At 63.9% G+C, this 14,730-nt stretch carries 11 protein-coding genes; 9 read left to right on the top strand and 2 right to left on the bottom strand.

Annotated features, from left to right (window positions below; genetic code table 11):
* Positions 1-193: 193 nt before the first annotated feature.
* From groES to pepF, 3 genes are all read left to right on the top strand, one after another.
* Positions 194-481: a co-chaperone GroES gene (gene groES, locus LZ586_RS14120; protein WP_235076917.1), complete on the top strand. Its 288-nt coding sequence runs from the start codon at positions 194-196 to the stop codon at positions 479-481.
* 79 nt (positions 482-560) lie between these two features.
* A complete protein-coding gene (groL, locus tag LZ586_RS14115; RefSeq protein WP_235076916.1) occupies positions 561-2,198 on the top strand; it encodes a chaperonin GroEL in 1,638 nt (545 codons plus the stop codon).
* Between the two features lie 163 nt (positions 2,199-2,361).
* A complete protein-coding gene (gene pepF, locus LZ586_RS14110) occupies positions 2,362-4,224 on the top strand; it encodes an oligoendopeptidase F (protein ID WP_235076915.1) in 1,863 nt (620 codons plus the stop codon).
* 8 nt (positions 4,225-4,232) lie between these two features.
* On the opposite strand, the gene LZ586_RS14105 is transcribed toward pepF, so the two are convergent.
* Positions 4,233-4,526 (bottom strand): HNH endonuclease, encoded by a 294-nt coding sequence (locus LZ586_RS14105; RefSeq protein WP_235076914.1) that lies wholly within the window; start codon positions 4,524-4,526, stop codon positions 4,233-4,235.
* A 41-nt stretch (positions 4,527-4,567) separates the two neighbouring features.
* Complete coding sequence (locus LZ586_RS14100; RefSeq protein WP_261346006.1) at positions 4,568-5,626, bottom strand: mannose-1-phosphate guanylyltransferase/mannose-6-phosphate isomerase; 1,059 nt, start codon at positions 5,624-5,626, stop codon at positions 4,568-4,570.
* Positions 5,627-5,775: 149 nt separating this feature from the next.
* Between LZ586_RS14100 and LZ586_RS14095 the strand changes: the two genes are divergently transcribed.
* From LZ586_RS14095 to LZ586_RS14070, 6 genes are all read left to right on the top strand, one after another.
* Positions 5,776-7,164, top strand: a complete 1,389-nt coding sequence (locus LZ586_RS14095; RefSeq protein ID WP_235076913.1) for a TIGR03013 family XrtA/PEP-CTERM system glycosyltransferase — start codon at positions 5,776-5,778, stop codon at positions 7,162-7,164.
* Positions 7,164-9,215, top strand: a complete 2,052-nt coding sequence (gene prsK / locus LZ586_RS14090) for an XrtA/PEP-CTERM system histidine kinase PrsK (RefSeq protein WP_235076912.1) — start codon at positions 7,164-7,166, stop codon at positions 9,213-9,215. Before LZ586_RS14095 ends, prsK begins: the two co-directional genes overlap by 1 nt.
* Complete coding sequence (gene prsR / locus LZ586_RS14085; protein WP_235076911.1) at positions 9,212-10,561, top strand: PEP-CTERM-box response regulator transcription factor; 1,350 nt, start codon at positions 9,212-9,214, stop codon at positions 10,559-10,561. The genes prsK and prsR overlap by 4 nt, the downstream gene beginning before the upstream one ends.
* Before the next feature lie 16 nt (positions 10,562-10,577).
* Positions 10,578-12,623 (top strand): tetratricopeptide repeat protein, encoded by a 2,046-nt coding sequence (locus LZ586_RS14080; RefSeq protein ID WP_235076910.1) that lies wholly within the window; start codon positions 10,578-10,580, stop codon positions 12,621-12,623.
* Positions 12,624-12,669: 46 nt separating this feature from the next.
* Positions 12,670-13,482: a DUF815 domain-containing protein gene (locus LZ586_RS14075; protein ID WP_235076909.1), complete on the top strand. Its 813-nt coding sequence runs from the start codon at positions 12,670-12,672 to the stop codon at positions 13,480-13,482.
* Positions 13,483-13,560: 78 nt separating this feature from the next.
* The gene (locus tag LZ586_RS14070; protein ID WP_235076908.1) at positions 13,561-14,577 is read left to right on the top strand and encodes a sensor histidine kinase; all 1,017 of its coding nucleotides are present in this window, start codon (positions 13,561-13,563) and stop codon (positions 14,575-14,577) included.
* The last annotated feature ends 153 nt before the right edge of the window (positions 14,578-14,730 follow it).

The raw sequence follows: 14,730 nt of genomic DNA, 5'->3' as shown, positions 1-14,730 counted from the left end.
TTGCAATTTCTCCGGTGCTACCGGAGGACACGGGCGGAGTAAACGGCTGTATTAGACAGCCAATACGCGTACGAGATTTTTGCGGGCTGGCCCTTGACGAAGCGACCCGTCGGCAGCATCTCCAGCAGCGTTAGCACTCGAGTAGCTTGAGTGCTAAAACCCTATCAGACCCTAGTTTAAGGATCGCAGCGCAATGAACTTCCGTCCGTTGCATGACCGCGTGCTCGTTCGCCGCGTCGAAGCCGAGGCAAAGACCGCCGGCGGCATCATCATCCCAGACACCGCCCAGGAAAAGCCGCAGGAAGGCGAAGTCGTCGCCGCCGGCGCTGGCGCCAAGGACGAGAACGGCAAGGTTTCGCCGCTCGACGTCAAGGCCGGCGACCGCATCCTGTTCGGCAAGTGGTCGGGCACCGAGGTGAAGGTCAACGGCGAAGACCTGTTGATCATGAAGGAAAGCGATATTCTCGGGATTGTTGGCTAACGCCAACTGGCTCGGGTTCATCGGCTGAACCTCGTTTCCGCACAACTTTCGCAAACTTCCAAACTGAAAGGGCAGTCACATGGCAGCCAAGGACGTAAAATTCGGCCGCGACGCGCGTGAGCGCATTCTCCGCGGCGTCGACATTCTCGCCGACACCGTCAAGGTGACCCTGGGGCCGAAGGGCCGCAACGTGGTCATCGAAAAGAGCTTCGGCGCGCCCCGCATCACCAAGGACGGTGTGTCGGTCGCCAAGGAAATCGAGCTCAAGGACAAGTACGAGAACATGGGCGCCCAGATGGTGCGCGAAGTGGCCTCGAAGACCAACGACATCGCCGGTGACGGCACCACCACGGCCACCGTGCTCGCTCAGGCGATCGTGCGCGAAGGCATGAAGTCGGTTGCCGCCGGCATGAACCCGATGGACCTCAAGCGCGGCATCGATCTCGCCGTCGCCAACGTCGTCGCGGACCTCAAGTCGCGCTCCAAGCCGGTTTCGGGCTCGCAGGAAGTCGCCCAGGTCGGCATCATCTCCGCGAACGGCGACAAGGAAGTCGGCGAGAAGATCGCGGAAGCGATGGAGAAGGTCGGCAAGGAAGGCGTGATCACCGTCGAGGAAGCCAAGGGTCTCGAGTTCGAGCTCGACGTCGTCGAAGGCATGCAGTTCGACCGCGGCTACCTGAGCCCGTACTTCATCACCAACCCGGAAAAGATGCAGGTCGAACTCGCCGATCCGTACATCCTGATCCACGAGAAGAAGCTGTCGTCGCTCCAGGCGATGCTGCCGATCCTCGAGGCGGTTGTGCAGTCGGGGCGTCCCCTGCTGATCATCGCCGAGGACATCGAAGGCGAAGCGCTGGCGACCCTGGTCGTCAACAAGCTGCGCGGCGGCCTGAAGGTCGCAGCCGTCAAGGCACCGGGCTTCGGCGATCGTCGCAAGGCGATGCTGGAAGACATCGCCGTCCTGACCAAGGGCGAAGTGATCTCGGAAGACCTCGGCATCAAGCTTGAGTCCGTCACGCTCGGCATGCTCGGCACCGCAAAGCGCGTCACGATCGACAAGGACAACACCATCATCGTCGATGGTGCCGGTGAAGCCGATGCGATCAAGGGCCGCACCGACGCGATCCGCCAGCAGATCGAAATCACCACCAGCGATTACGACCGTGAGAAGCTCCAGGAGCGTCTCGCCAAGCTCGCCGGCGGCGTTGCCGTGATCAAGGTCGGCGGTGCTTCGGAAGTCGAAGTCAAGGAGCGCAAGGACCGCGTCGACGACGCGCTGCACGCAACCCGCGCAGCTGTCGAAGAAGGCATCGTCCCCGGCGGCGGCACCGCGCTGCTGTACGCGACCAAGGCTCTCGAAGGCACCAAGGGCGCCAACGAAGACCAGACCCGCGGCATCGACATTGTTCGCAAGTCGCTGACCTCGCTGGTTCGCCAGATCGCACAGAATGCCGGCCATGACGGCGCGGTCGTCTCGGGCAAGCTGCTCGATCAGACCGACACGTCGTTCGGCTTCAACGCTGCGACCGACACCTATGAGAACCTGGTGACCGCCGGCGTGATCGACCCGACCAAGGTCGTCCGCACCGCGCTCCAGAACGCGGCCTCGGTCGCCGGCCTGCTCATCACCACGGAAGCAACCGTGGCCGAGCTGCCCGACGACAAGCCCGCAATGCCGGCAATGCCGGGCGGCGGCATGGGCGGCATGGACTTCTAAGTCCAAGCTGTTTGCTGAACCGGAAGGGCTGGGGAGAGATCCCCAGCCCTTTCTTTTTGGCTGCAACGAGGTGCTCTACCAGAACAAAGCACTTCCCTTGCCGGGGAACACGAGACACATTGGCTGCCAATACGCACCGCTTCGCGTGCGCCGCCGAGGAACCATGATGCCCGAACTCTCCCGCCGCGAAGCGTTGACCGCCGCCGCGCTCGCCACTCTCGCCTCCGCCGCGCCTGCCTGGGCGCAGTCCGGCGCAACGCCTGGGGCAGCCTGGGACCTGAGCGAGCTCTATCCCAGCGATGCAGCCTGGGATCAGGCGCGCAAGCAGGCGCTGGCGGCCCTGCCCGGCCTTGCCAAGTATAAAGGCCGTCTGAGCGAAAGCGCCGATACCCTAGCGCAGGCGCTCGTCCTGCAATCCGATCTCGGCCGCACGATCGCGCGGATATACACCTATGTCAGCCTGAAGGGCGACGAGGATGTCCGCGTCGCCGCCTATCAGGAGAAGCAGGCACAGGCGACGGATCTCTACACTGCATTCGGCGAGTCCACCGCCTGGTTCTCGCCCGAACTGCTCACCATCGGCAAGCCCAAGCTCGACGGCTTCATCGCCGCAAATCAGACGCTGAAGACACGCTTCGACTTCTATCTCGCCAACACCATCCGCCAGGCCGAACACACCCTGTCACCCGAGGGCGAGGCGATCCTCGCCAGTGCGGGCTCGGCGCTGCAGACGCCCGACGAAGTGTCAGGCCAGCTGCGCTCCTCGGATATCCCGTGGCCGACGATCACTCTGTCGACCGGGCAGGAAGTTCGTCTCGACAGCCAAGGTTACACCCTTAATCGCGATGCTCCGAACCGCGCCGACAGGAAGGCCGTGTTTGACGCATTCTGGGCCGCTCATGGCAAGTTCCAGAACTCCTTCGGCGCCACCTATAACGGCCAGATAAAGGGTGACATCTTCCACGCCAAAGCGCGAAAGTACCCGAGCGCGCTGGCGGCGGCGCTGTCAGGCAACAATGTGCCCGAGGGCGTATATCGGACGCTTGTAGCCGAGGCGAACAAGGGCCTGCCGCAGCTCCACCGCTATTTCGACTTGCGCCGGCGCATGCTCAAGCTTTCCGACCTCGGCTATTGGGACATCTATCCCCCGCTCGTGTCGCTCGACCGCCCGTTCACGCTGGATCAGATGCGCGCCACCACGCTTGAAGCGGTGAAGCCACTCGGCCCCGACTATCAGGCGCGCATCGCCAAAGCGACGGCGGCCAAATGGATGGATCCGTTCCCCCGCCCCGGCAAGCGCCCGGGCGCTTACATGAACCCCGGCGCGTTCGACGTGCACCCGTATCTTCTGCTCAATCTGTCGGAGAAATATGACGGGCTGAGCACCTATGCGCACGAATGGGGCCACGCGCTCCACTCGCTGCTCTCGAACACCGCGCAGCCGTTCGAAAAAGCCGACTACCCGATCTTCCTTGCCGAGATCGCCTCCACTCTCAATGAGCAGCTGCTGGTCGCCCATATGCTCAAGCAAGCCAAGAGCAAGGAAGAGAAACTCTTCTACCTCGGCCAGCAGATGGAGAATTTCCGCGGCACCTTCTTCCGCCAAACCATGTTCGCCGAATTCGAATTGAAAGCCCATGACATGGCCGAAGCCGGCGAAGGCCTGTCGGGCGCCAAGTTCACCAGCATCTATGGCGACCTCTTGAAGCGCTATCATGGGCCCGCCATGAAGTTCGAGCCGTCCTATGCCAACGAATGGGCGTTCATCCCGCACTTCTACAACGCGTTCTACGTCTTTCAATATGCCACCTGCATTTCGGCGGCGACCTACTTCGCGCAGGCGATCCTGAAGGGCGGCACGCGCGAGCGCGACAATTACCTGTCGGTGCTGAAGGCCGGCGGATCGGATTACCCGGTCGACATCCTCAAGCGCGCCGGTCTCAATATGACCAGCCCCGCGCCATATCAGGCACTGGTAGCCAGCTTCAAGGATACGCTCGACCAGGCGGAAGCGCTGCTCGCCTGAGGCCGGGATCAGCCCGACTTCCGCCGCGTCGGCGCGTGGAAATCGGGTGGCTTGTCATCAACCCAGCTGAGGAAGCGCCGGATATCCTCCCGCTCCAGCAGCGCCTCGATGGTCGGGTACACCCGCGCCAGGTCGACGTTCGAAACGGTCGCATGGATCGTGCGGTGACAGATCGGATGCACCGGAACGGTCGCGCGTCCGCCTTCACTCTTCGGCACGACGTGGTGCCATTCTACGCGCCGGCCAAGCATCCGCTGGCAAAGGGCACAGCGTTCCTCCGCCGGCGGAGGCGGAACATGCATGAGCGCCGCGAGCGCAGCCTTTCGCCGCACACGCCCGTGCATCAACTGTCCTTCATCGCCTCGATGAGCTTCTTCACTTCCTGGCTCCGCCCGCGCGGCAGCACCAGCACGTCGGCTCCCGACACCACGACGATGAGGTCCTTCACGCCTACCAAGGCGACGCGCTTGCCGGGTTCGCTCTGCACCAGGCAGTTATGCGCATCGATCGCGACCACATCGCCGCGCACTACGTTGCCGCCGGCGTCGGGGTTGCTGACCGCGTGCAGCGCGTCCCAGCTGCCGACATCGCTCCACCCCATCGACACCGGAACCACCGCAACGCGCGGCGCCTTTTCCATCACTGCATAGTCGATCGAGTCGGACGGGCACGCGGCAAAGGACTCGGCATCGGGCCAGATCCTCGGCCCTTCCCGCCTGGCGCGGTCCATGGACTGCTGCGCCGCGACCAGCATCTCCGGTGCGTACACGCTGAGTGCGCCCAGATACATGTCGGCCCGGAACAGGAAGATGCCGCCGTTCCAGGCGTGATCGCCCGAGGCCAGCATCGCCTCCGCCTTGTCGCGGGGCGGTTTCTCCACGAACCGCGCCACACGGTGCACGCCCTCTGCCAGCTTCTCGCCGACCTTGATCCACCCATAGCCCGTCTCCGGGGCATCCGGGGCGATGCCGAAGGTGACCAGCCATCCGTCGTTTACCAGTGGCAAGGCCGCCTGGATCGCAGCATGGAAGCTCTCGACATCGGCGATGACGTGGTCGGATGGCATGATCAGCACCGGATCGCTGCCACCACCCGCCGCAATCGCAGCCAGGGCGATGGCTGGCGCGGTATTGCGCCCGATGGGCTCGAGGATCAGCGCCTGTGCCGCCGATTCCACTTCGCCCAGCTGTTCTTCGACCAGGTCGGCATGAAAGGCATTGGCGACGACGATCGGCTTGGCGAACTGCTCGCCCGAAGCACGCTGCGCCGTCAGCTGGAGCATGGTCAATTCGTCGGTCAGCGAGAGCAACTGCTTCGGCTTCTCGGGCCGCGACATCGGCCACAGGCGCGTGCCCGATCCACCCGACAGAATGACGGGAATGATGGGCTTCGATTCCGGCATGACGCTAAGGCTCCTTTTCAGCCGTCGATATAGGCTGATCCGCGGATCAAACGATGCGGAAACGAAACGGTTGCTGAGGAGGCGACAGATTTCACCTGCTTTCGGTGATGTCGGTTTTGTTTACACTTCGCCGCTATCCCCAAGCTGTCATGATCCGCCTATTCAAGCATTACGTGCCCAATGCCGTGCTGCTGCTCGGCTTGATGGACCTTGTCCTTCTGCTGGCGGCGGGCGAAATCGGCTGGCTGATGCGCGCCCACCAGGCCGGCCTTGTTCCAGGACCGATGGTCGAGCGGCTCCCGCAACTCGTCGCCTTCGCGCTGTTCATCGAACTCGCGATGATCGCAGTCGGCGTTTATGGCGCCGAAAGCCTCCAGTCGATCCGCTATGCGACGGCGCGGCTGCTCGTAGCGGTTTCGCTCGGCGTGATCGGGTTGAGCGCGATTTACTTCGCGATCCCCCAGCTGAGCTTTTGGCGCTCCAACCTTCTCTACGCGATGGCAACCACGCTGGTGCTGTTGCTGCTCATCCGGTTGCTGCTCGGCAAGACGCTTGGTGGCCAAGTGTTCAAACGCAGGATCGTAGTCTTGGGTGCAGGTCCTCGCGCGGCACGGCTGAAGGCATTGTCCAAGCTTCCCGGAGCGGGCTTTGCGGTGGTCGGCTATGTCGCGATGAGCGAAGCCAATCGTGTGATCCCCGAGGCGATTGCCAGAGACGCGATCTACAATCTCGCGGACCATGTCGTGCTTCTCAACGCCAGCGAAGTCGTATTGGCGCTCGAGGAACGCCGCAATGCGCTGCCGCTCAAGGACTTGCTGCGGGTCAAGACAACCGGCGTTCACGTCAACGAGATTTCGACCTTCCTGGAGCGGGAGACTGGACGAGTCGATCTGGACAGCGTCAGTCCGAGCTGGCTGATCTTCTCGGACGGGTTCTCCTCGGGCCGGATGGTGTCGAGCGCTTTCAAGCGGCTCTTCGACATCGGCGCGAGCGTAATCCTTCTCGCAATCACGCTGCCGTTGATCCTGGTTACCGCCATCCTGGTAAAGCTCGAAAGCCGGGGCCCGGCCTTCTACCGGCAGCGCCGGGTAGGCCTTTACGGCCAGGGGTTCGACGTCGTGAAGCTCCGCTCCATGCGGCAGGACGCCGAAGTGCCGGGGATCGCTGTGTGGGCTGAAAAGGACGATCCGCGGGTCACTCGGATAGGGCGCCTCATCCGGAAGCTCCGCATCGACGAACTCCCGCAATGCTGGAGCGTGCTGAAGGGTGAGATGAGCTTCGTCGGGCCCCGTCCGGAGCGTCCCCAATTCGTCGACGACCTGGATCAAAGGCTGCCCTTTTATGCCGAACGTCACATGGTGAAGCCGGGGATCACCGGCTGGGCACAAATCAATTATCCCTATGGCGCTTCGATCGACGATGCGCGGCAGAAGCTTGAATACGACCTGTTCTATGCGAAGAACTACTCGCCTTTTCTCGACATTTTGATCCTGCTGCAGACGATCCGCGTGATCCTATTTCCCGAGGGCGCGCGCTGATGACACTGACCATCATCGTCTGGACGCACGCGCTCACTGCGCTGTTGTTCGGAGGTCTGGCCTTCTGGACCATACGCTCCAAGGAGCATGGGCTTCCTCGGGCTCCACTTGCCGCCGCCTTTGCGATCACTGCACTTTGGGCGCTGGCGGTTGCCGGGATCGGCAGCGGCGATTTCGTGACTCAGATGGTCGAAGCGTTGCGGAACCTGGCGTGGCTGTTCGCGATGCTGATCATTCACCGCCGCGACGGCAACGTCCGTCCGCCGGTAGCGCTCGGCACTGTCTACGGAGTCGTGGGATTGGTGATCCTGGCCAATCTGGGTGCCCGCGTCGCGAATGAGGTCGCCGGGGGCGTTGCCGACGGGAAGTTCGAGAACACCGCCATCCTGCTCCAGTTGCTTGCTGCGGTCGCTGCGCTCGTGCTTCTCAATGCATTGTTCGCCGCGCTGCTGCCCCGCGCCGGCAAGCGCATGATCGTTCTCGCGATCGGCGGGATTTGGGCGGCCGACACGATCCTGTTCGGCACCGCGTATCTTGGCGGCACCTGGCGGATGGAGCCGGTTGCGGTGCGGGGCGTCGCTATGATGGCGGTGGCAGCGGCTATGGGCACCGGGCTGCAGCGAAAGGGAGAATGGGGCGTGCAAGTGTCGCGCACCGTTGCCTATCAGTCGCTCTCATTGGTCGCCATCGGCGGATATCTGCTGTTCCTGGCGCTGGCGACGAGTGCGATCGCAACGGTAGGCGGAAGTCACGCGCGCATCCTTCAAACTGCATTCGTATTGGGCTCGACCGCCGCCATCCTGACGCTGGTATCGAACAGCTGGCTGCGTGCCTGGATCAAGGTGAAGCTGGCAAAGCACTTCTTCCGCCATCGTTATGATTATCGCAGCGAGTGGATGCGCTTTACCGACACGCTCGGCTCCTCCGAAGCCGCACCCCTTGAGGAACGCATCGTCAAGGCGCTGGCGGATCTGACCGATTCGCCGGCAGGGCTGCTTCTCGTTCCGGATGGCGGCACGCTTGTACCAGCGTCTTCGTGGAACTGGGATCAAGACGTGATCCCCGGGGACGACGACGGGACGCTTGTTCACCATCTCCAGCATACCGGTCGTATCGTGGATCTGGATGCGCTGCGGATCAGCGGCGAGGGCAGCGCAGATGCACAAGCCGTCCCGCATTGGCTGCTCGCTTCGGCCAATGCCTGGGTGCTCGTGCCCCTGCCGCACCTGGGGCAGCTCGCTGGCGCCATCCTTCTCGCCCGTCCGCCCCTTCCCCGCGCCTTGGACTGGGAAGACCTTGATCTGCTGAAAGTCGCGGGGCGCCAGGTAGCGAGCTATTTGGCTGAAGCACGTGCGCAGGAAGCGTTGGCAGAAGCGCAACGCTTCGACGAGTTCAATCGGCGATTCGCGTTCATCCTGCACGACATCAAGAATCTGGTCAGCCAGTTGACGCTAACCGCGCGCAACGCCGAGCGGCACGCCGACAAACCCGAGTTCCGCGCGGACATGATTGCGACGCTTCAGGAGTCGGCGGAGCGCATGAACGCTTTGCTGGCGCGGCTCTCCCAGCATCATCGCAGCAGGACGGAGCCGCCGCAGCCGGTGGACGTCGTGCCTCTGGTCGAGCGCGTAGCAAGCCGTCGCAAGGGCCAGCACCCCGTTGCGATCGTCGCGGCACCTGCTGCAGTGGCTATCGCGGACCCGATGAGCCTTGAACAGGTGCTGGCCCATTTGCTTCAGAATGCCATCGAAGCCAGCGCCCCGACCGATCCGGTGACGCTCGCCATCGGCACGGAGAGCGGCAGCGTCGTCATCGATGTCATCGATGAAGGCTGTGGAATGTCGCAAGGCTTCATTCGCGACCGGCTCTTCAAACCGTTCGTATCGTCGAAATCCGGCGGCTTCGGCATCGGCGCCTTCGAGGCTAGGCAACTTGCGGCGGCGATGGGGGCAACATTGGAAGTGACGTCGCGCGAGGGTGTGGGGAGTCGATTTCGAGTGAAACTCAGGGGCGCGCAGACATCGGCTGCACAGATGGAACAGGCAGCATGAGCCAGGATAAGCGACTGCTGATCGTGGAGGACGATCTCGGCCTGCAGCGCCAGCTACGCTGGGCGTATGAAGGCTATGACATCAGCTGTGCGGCCACGCGCGAGGAAGCCATCACGCGCATTCGCGCGGAAGAGCCTCAGGTCGTCACGCTGGACCTTGGTCTTCCGCCGGATCCCGATGGCACGGAAGAGGGCTTTGCGACGCTGGAAGCGATCTTGCAGCTCCGCCCCGACACCAAGGTCATCGTCGCTTCGGGTCACGGTGCGCACGAGTCGATGCTCAAGGCGATCGCGCTGGGCGCCTGGGACTTCTACCAGAAGCCGATCGATATCGATGCGCTGGGCCTGATCGTCGCGCGCGCCTTCCACGTCCATGGGCTCGAACAGGAGAACCGGCGCCTCTCGGAATGGGCGGGGCTCGGCGCCGGGCTTGGCGGCATCGTCACCGGTGCGCCGGAGATGCTGAAGGTCATGCGCACAGTCGAGCGCGTGGCGAATGCGGACGTATCGGTGATGCTGCTAGGCGCCAGCGGCACGGGCAAGGAACTGCTGGCCCGTGGGCTGCATGACGCCAGCCGCCGCAAGGGTAACTTCGTAGCGATCAACTGCGCTGCCATTCCCGAAACGCTCCTCGAATCCGAACTGTTCGGCCATGAAAAGGGCGCCTTCACCGGCGCAGTAAAAACGACCGAAGGCAAGATCGAGCTGGCAGACAGAGGCACCCTGTTTCTCGACGAGGTCGGGGACATCCCGCTGCCGCTCCAGGTGAAACTTCTGCGCTTCTTGCAGGAGCGCGTCGTTGAGCGTGTCGGCGGCCGCAAGCCGATCCCGGTCGATACCCGCATCGTCTGCGCGACGCATCAGAACCTTGAAGACATGATCGCCAACGGCCGGTTCCGCGAAGACCTCTACTATCGTCTGGCGGAGATCGTGGTCCGCATACCCGCCCTTCATGAGCGCGCGGGAGACCCTGGGTTGCTCGCCCGTCATTTCCTCCAGAAGCATGCCCAGACGATGAACCCTGGTGTTCGTGGCTTCGCACCCGACGCGCTCGCTGCAATAGACGCGTGGCAGTGGCCGGGAAATGTGCGCGAGTTGGAAAATCGGGTTAAGCGCGCGGTGATCATGGCCGATGGCAAGATGGTATCTGCCCTCGACCTTGATCTCGCCGCCCCGGATCATGGCCAGCCTATCAATCTCAAGGCAGCACGCGAACACGCGGACCGCAAGGCGATCAGACACGCCTTGGCACGCGCCGATGGCAATATTTCGGGCACGGCACGGCTCTTAGGGATCAGCCGCCCGACCTTGTATGATTTGATGAAGGCTTATGATCTCCAGCCCTAGACGCAGCAGAGCCGACATGAGCTTCTTGCGCCGCTTGATCGTCGTGCTTCTGACGATCGGCGCGCTTGTGGCCGCGTTTGCCATCTGGACGCAGTTCGGCCCGAGCAAAAGTGGCACGGAGGCACGTCAAGCGACCGCACGCAGCGCAGCCGCGTTGAAAGAGCACAACGCCAGCGATGCTCGCGAGTGGGCACTGACTGCCATCCGTGGCGGCGCAGGAAACGCCGAAGCACATCTAGCGCTGGCGAAAGCGATGCTGGCATTGGGCGACGGCATTGGCGCCGAGGCGGAACTTAGGCGCTCGATCGAGGCTGGCGGTGACGCCAAGCTGATGCCCCAGCTACGCGCGCATGCCTTTCTGCTGCAAGGCGATGAGGGTAAGGCGTTCACCGAAGCCGCACGCACTGCACCACCGTTTCGCGCCTATGCGCTGCGCATCCAGGCGCACGCGCTGAGTGCCCGTGGCGAGTGGGCGAAAGCCGCCTCCCTGTTCGACCAGTCTGCACGCCTCGCTCCGCTAGACCCCGACACCTGGTCCGAAATCGGCAGGTTCAGACTCAGCGCCGGCGACGTAGCGGGTGCGAACCTAGCGGCACAACGCGCACTTGCGCTCGATCGTGGCCACTTGGAAGCGCTCAGGTTGCGCGGCGAATTGATCCGAAACCAGTACGGCCTCCTCGCCGCGCTTCCCTGGTTCGAGGCGGCGCTCAAACGCGATCCACGCGATCATGCGACGCTGATCGAGTACGCAGCGACACTTGGCGACGCCGGCCGGTCTATCGATGCCCTCGCCATAACCCGCCGGGCCCTCGCAGTACGCCCTGCGAGTCCTCAGGCCTTCTATCTTCAGTCGGTAGTGGCAGCACGCGCAGGCAATCTCGAGCTTGCCCGCAGCTTGCTGGCGAAAACCGGCGGCGCGATCGACAGCGTGCCCGGCATGCTGCTCATGAAAGGCGTGCTCGATCTGCAGGCCGGAGACTATGAACAGGCGATCGCAAAGCTGAAGGCGCTGGTCGACGTCCAACCTATGAACATCGCCGGACGTCGACTATTGGCTGGCGCAATGTTGCGCCGCGACCTTGCTCCGGCGGCTATGGATCTGCTTCAAGGAACGGTGACGCGCAGCGATGCAGACAGCTACACGCTGCTTCTCGCGGCGCGGGGCATTGAACGGCTTGGCGACCGAGATAAGGCGGCAGGCCTGATCGACCGCAGCACGCAGTCAATCTCGCGCGATGATGCCGTGTTCAGCCCGATGGACAGCATCGACACGCTTACAGCGCAAGCCGATGAGCATCCAGATGACCCTGGTGCCCAGCTACCGCTGCTTCGTGGGCTGTACGCAAAAGGCGACTTCGCTGCGGGCCTGCGCAGGGCGCAGGGTATCGCGGCGCGGAACGCGAACGTGCCCACTGCGCAGATGCTCTTGGGCGATGCGCTGATGCTGGGGGGGAGCGCGGCAGACGCCGTGCCGGTCTACAAGCACGCCGCGGATCTGCGTTTCGATGGACCGACCATGCTGCGACTTGTCGAAGCGCTTGAGGCTACCGGCAAGAACGAGGAAGCAGCGAACGTGCTGGCACTGTTCTTGTCGCAAAATCCGATGGATGCGACGGCGTTGCGCCTGTCGGCGCGCGCCCAACTCGCCGCTGGAGAATTTGATGCAGCGATCGATAGCTTGGAGCAAGTACGCTTCCAGATCGGCGATGGCGACGCGGCGCTCAACGCAGATCTTGCGCTCGCTTATTCCGGCGCCGGGGCGTCGGACACCGCAGAGGAGTTCGCAGAAGCCGCTTATGCACTCGCGCCCGCCAGCCCGATGACGGCGAATGCATATGGTTGGGTCTTGTACCAGAACGGCGACCTGCCGCACGCCGCGGAGATGATGCGGAAGGCGATCCGCCTCGCGCCTGATCAACCGGAGCCGCGTTGGCGGCTTGCGCAGGTTTATGCGGAACTCGGAAATCGCCCAGGCGCAGCGAGCCTCGCAACGGCTGCGCTAGCCGATCCGCGCTTCACGCAGCGTGCGGAGGCGACTGCACTGCTTGCGCGCCTGCGCTGATCGAGTCTGCATTTCCGCCTGTGATCGCTTGCGGTAAGCGCACCGGATGAATTTCGATAGTCTGACTCGCATTGCCGAAGCACTGGAGCGGCTTGCACCGGCGCCGCAGGCCGACGCCGATGCCCGCATCCACCCGGCCTATGTCTGGAAGGGTGCGACGCTGCTCGCTACGCGTGCGTTTCGCCCGCTGCCGCTGGACATGCTGCGCGGACTGGAGCGCCAGCGCGACGCGTTGCGTGCGAGTCTCGCACGGCTGGACGTGGGTGCTGCGGCACATGACGTGCTGCTGTGGGGTGCGCGAGGGACGGGTAAGTCGGCGCTGGTGAAGAGCGTTGTGGCGAGCATCCAAGCAGGCGGCGGGTCGCTAGCGCTTGTGGAGGTCTCTGCGGCGGAGCTCGAGACATTGCCCGCGCTGTTCGCGAGGCTGGAAAGCATTGAGCGGCGGTTCGCGGTCTTCCTGGACGATCTTGGGTTCGAAGGCGCGGGCGAGGCGCGGCTGTTGCGGTCGATGCTGGATGGCGGCGCGGAGGCTCGGCCGGAAAACAGCCGGCTGATCGTCACGTCGAACCGCCGGCACCTGATGCCGCGCGATCTGGCGGAGCAGGCGAGTGCGATAAATCCGCGCGATTCGGTGGACGACAGCCTGGCATTGGCGGATCGGTTCGGGCTGAGTTTGGGATTTCACGCGATGAATCAGGAGACGTATCTGGAAGTTGTCGAAAGTTACGCGCAGCGGCATGCTATTCCCTTCGATCCGCAGGAGGCCGTGGAGTGGGCGACGCGGCGGGGGAGCCGTTCGGGGCGCGTGGCGTGGCAATATGTCGTCGAAGTTGCCGGAAGGTGCGGCAAGTCGCTGTGAAACCGGCTGATCAAGATCAACTGCGCCATGGTTCCGCTTGACTAACGCTGTAGTGAAGCGCCTGCTTTTTCTGAGAAAATGGGGCGAATAGGCGAACTCGATCTGCCCGAAAGGCTGGCGCCGTACGCGCCGGCCTGGGTGACGCAACTTGCGTTCGCGCTGCTGTGCGTGGCAGCGGCGATGCTGCTGCGCACCGGCATCGACCAGTTCGCGCCGGGCGCCGGCCCGTTCGCGCTGGGCTATCCCGCCGTACTGGTCGCGACGCTGTTCGCACGCTGGGGATCGGGCATGCTGTGCGCGCTCATCTCGCTCACCCACACCTGGTACTTCGTGCTGGCGCCCCATGGCAGCTTTTTCCTGAAGCGGCCGGAGGATACGCCGCGGCTGATGGTGCTGGCGCTCGCCTACGCCATCATGATCCTGATCGCCGACCTGTTCCGCCGAGCAGTGCGGCGCGCCACCGCCGAGCGCGACCGCGAGATCGCCGAGCGCGACCTGTTCCTCGAAGAGTTCGACCACCGCGTGAAGAACAACTTCACGCTGGTGACGGCGATGCTCGACCTCCAGCGCCGGCGCGCGGCGAGCAGCGAAACCGCCGAGGCGCTGGGCACCGCGCTGGCCCGGGTCCAGAGCATCGCCCGCGCACACCGGCATTTGTATCGCGGCGGCACCAGCTCGGGCGAGCTCGACATGGCCGCCTATCTGGAGGAGCTGTGCGCGGCGCTGTCCGAAGCGCTGTTCCTGCAGGGCGCGGTCGTGCTCGACTGCAAGTTCGACTCCGCCACCCTGCCGCGCGACCGCGCGGTGTCGATCGGGTTGATCGTCAACGAACTCGTGACCAACGCCGCCAAGCACGCCTTTACCGACCGCGACACTGGGATGATCAGCGTGCGGTTCGAGGCGGTGGCCAACGGCGGCTGGAGGCTGACCGTGGCCGACAATGGGCAAGGTACGTCGCCCGAACTGCTGGCCAAGGGGCGCGAGGGCGGGCTGGGCCAGCGGCTGACCGAAAGCTTCGCGCGCCAGGCCGGCGGCGTGTTGCGGGCGGAGAGCGGGCCGGAGGGCACGCGAATCACGGTGGAGCTGGCGGGGTAAGGGTGCGCGCGTCTGTCCCGTCGTCACCCCGGCCTTGAGCCGGGGTCCCGCTGCCTTGCCCCACAGAAGAAGAAGAAGCGGGATCCCGGCTCAAGGCCGGGATGACGTAGGGTGTGGCGAAGGTCGGAATTCCGGCCCGAGGCCGAATGACGG

Origin of the sequence: Sphingomonas sp. S2-65, from assembly GCF_021513175.1 — a bacterium.
In the GTDB taxonomy this organism is placed as follows: domain Bacteria; phylum Pseudomonadota; class Alphaproteobacteria; order Sphingomonadales; family Sphingomonadaceae; genus Sphingomonas.
Note: the sequence above shows the minus strand (reverse complement) of the source record. Positions and strands in the feature narration are given on the sequence as shown.

Bases quoted from the DNA above. Each gene is read 5' to 3' on its own strand.
- groES (WP_235076917.1), top strand. From the start codon at position 194: ATGAACTTCCGTCCGTTGCATGACCGCGTGCTCGTTCGCCGCGTCGAA.
- groL (WP_235076916.1), top strand. From the start codon at position 561: ATGGCAGCCAAGGACGTAAAATTCGGCCGCGACGCGCGTGAGCGCATT.
- pepF (WP_235076915.1), top strand. From the start codon at position 2,362: ATGATGCCCGAACTCTCCCGCCGCGAAGCGTTGACCGCCGCCGCGCTC.
- LZ586_RS14105 (WP_235076914.1), bottom strand. From the start codon at position 4,526: ATGCATGTTCCGCCTCCGCCGGCGGAGGAACGCTGTGCCCTTTGCCAG.
- LZ586_RS14100 (WP_261346006.1), bottom strand. From the start codon at position 5,626: ATGCCGGAATCGAAGCCCATCATTCCCGTCATTCTGTCGGGTGGATCG.
- LZ586_RS14095 (WP_235076913.1), top strand. From the start codon at position 5,776: ATGATCCGCCTATTCAAGCATTACGTGCCCAATGCCGTGCTGCTGCTC.
- prsK (WP_235076912.1), top strand. From the start codon at position 7,164: ATGACACTGACCATCATCGTCTGGACGCACGCGCTCACTGCGCTGTTG.
- prsR (WP_235076911.1), top strand. From the start codon at position 9,212: ATGAGCCAGGATAAGCGACTGCTGATCGTGGAGGACGATCTCGGCCTG.
- LZ586_RS14080 (WP_235076910.1), top strand. From the start codon at position 10,578: ATGAGCTTCTTGCGCCGCTTGATCGTCGTGCTTCTGACGATCGGCGCG.
- LZ586_RS14075 (WP_235076909.1), top strand. From the start codon at position 12,670: ATGAATTTCGATAGTCTGACTCGCATTGCCGAAGCACTGGAGCGGCTT.
- LZ586_RS14070 (WP_235076908.1), top strand. From the start codon at position 13,561: ATGGGGCGAATAGGCGAACTCGATCTGCCCGAAAGGCTGGCGCCGTAC.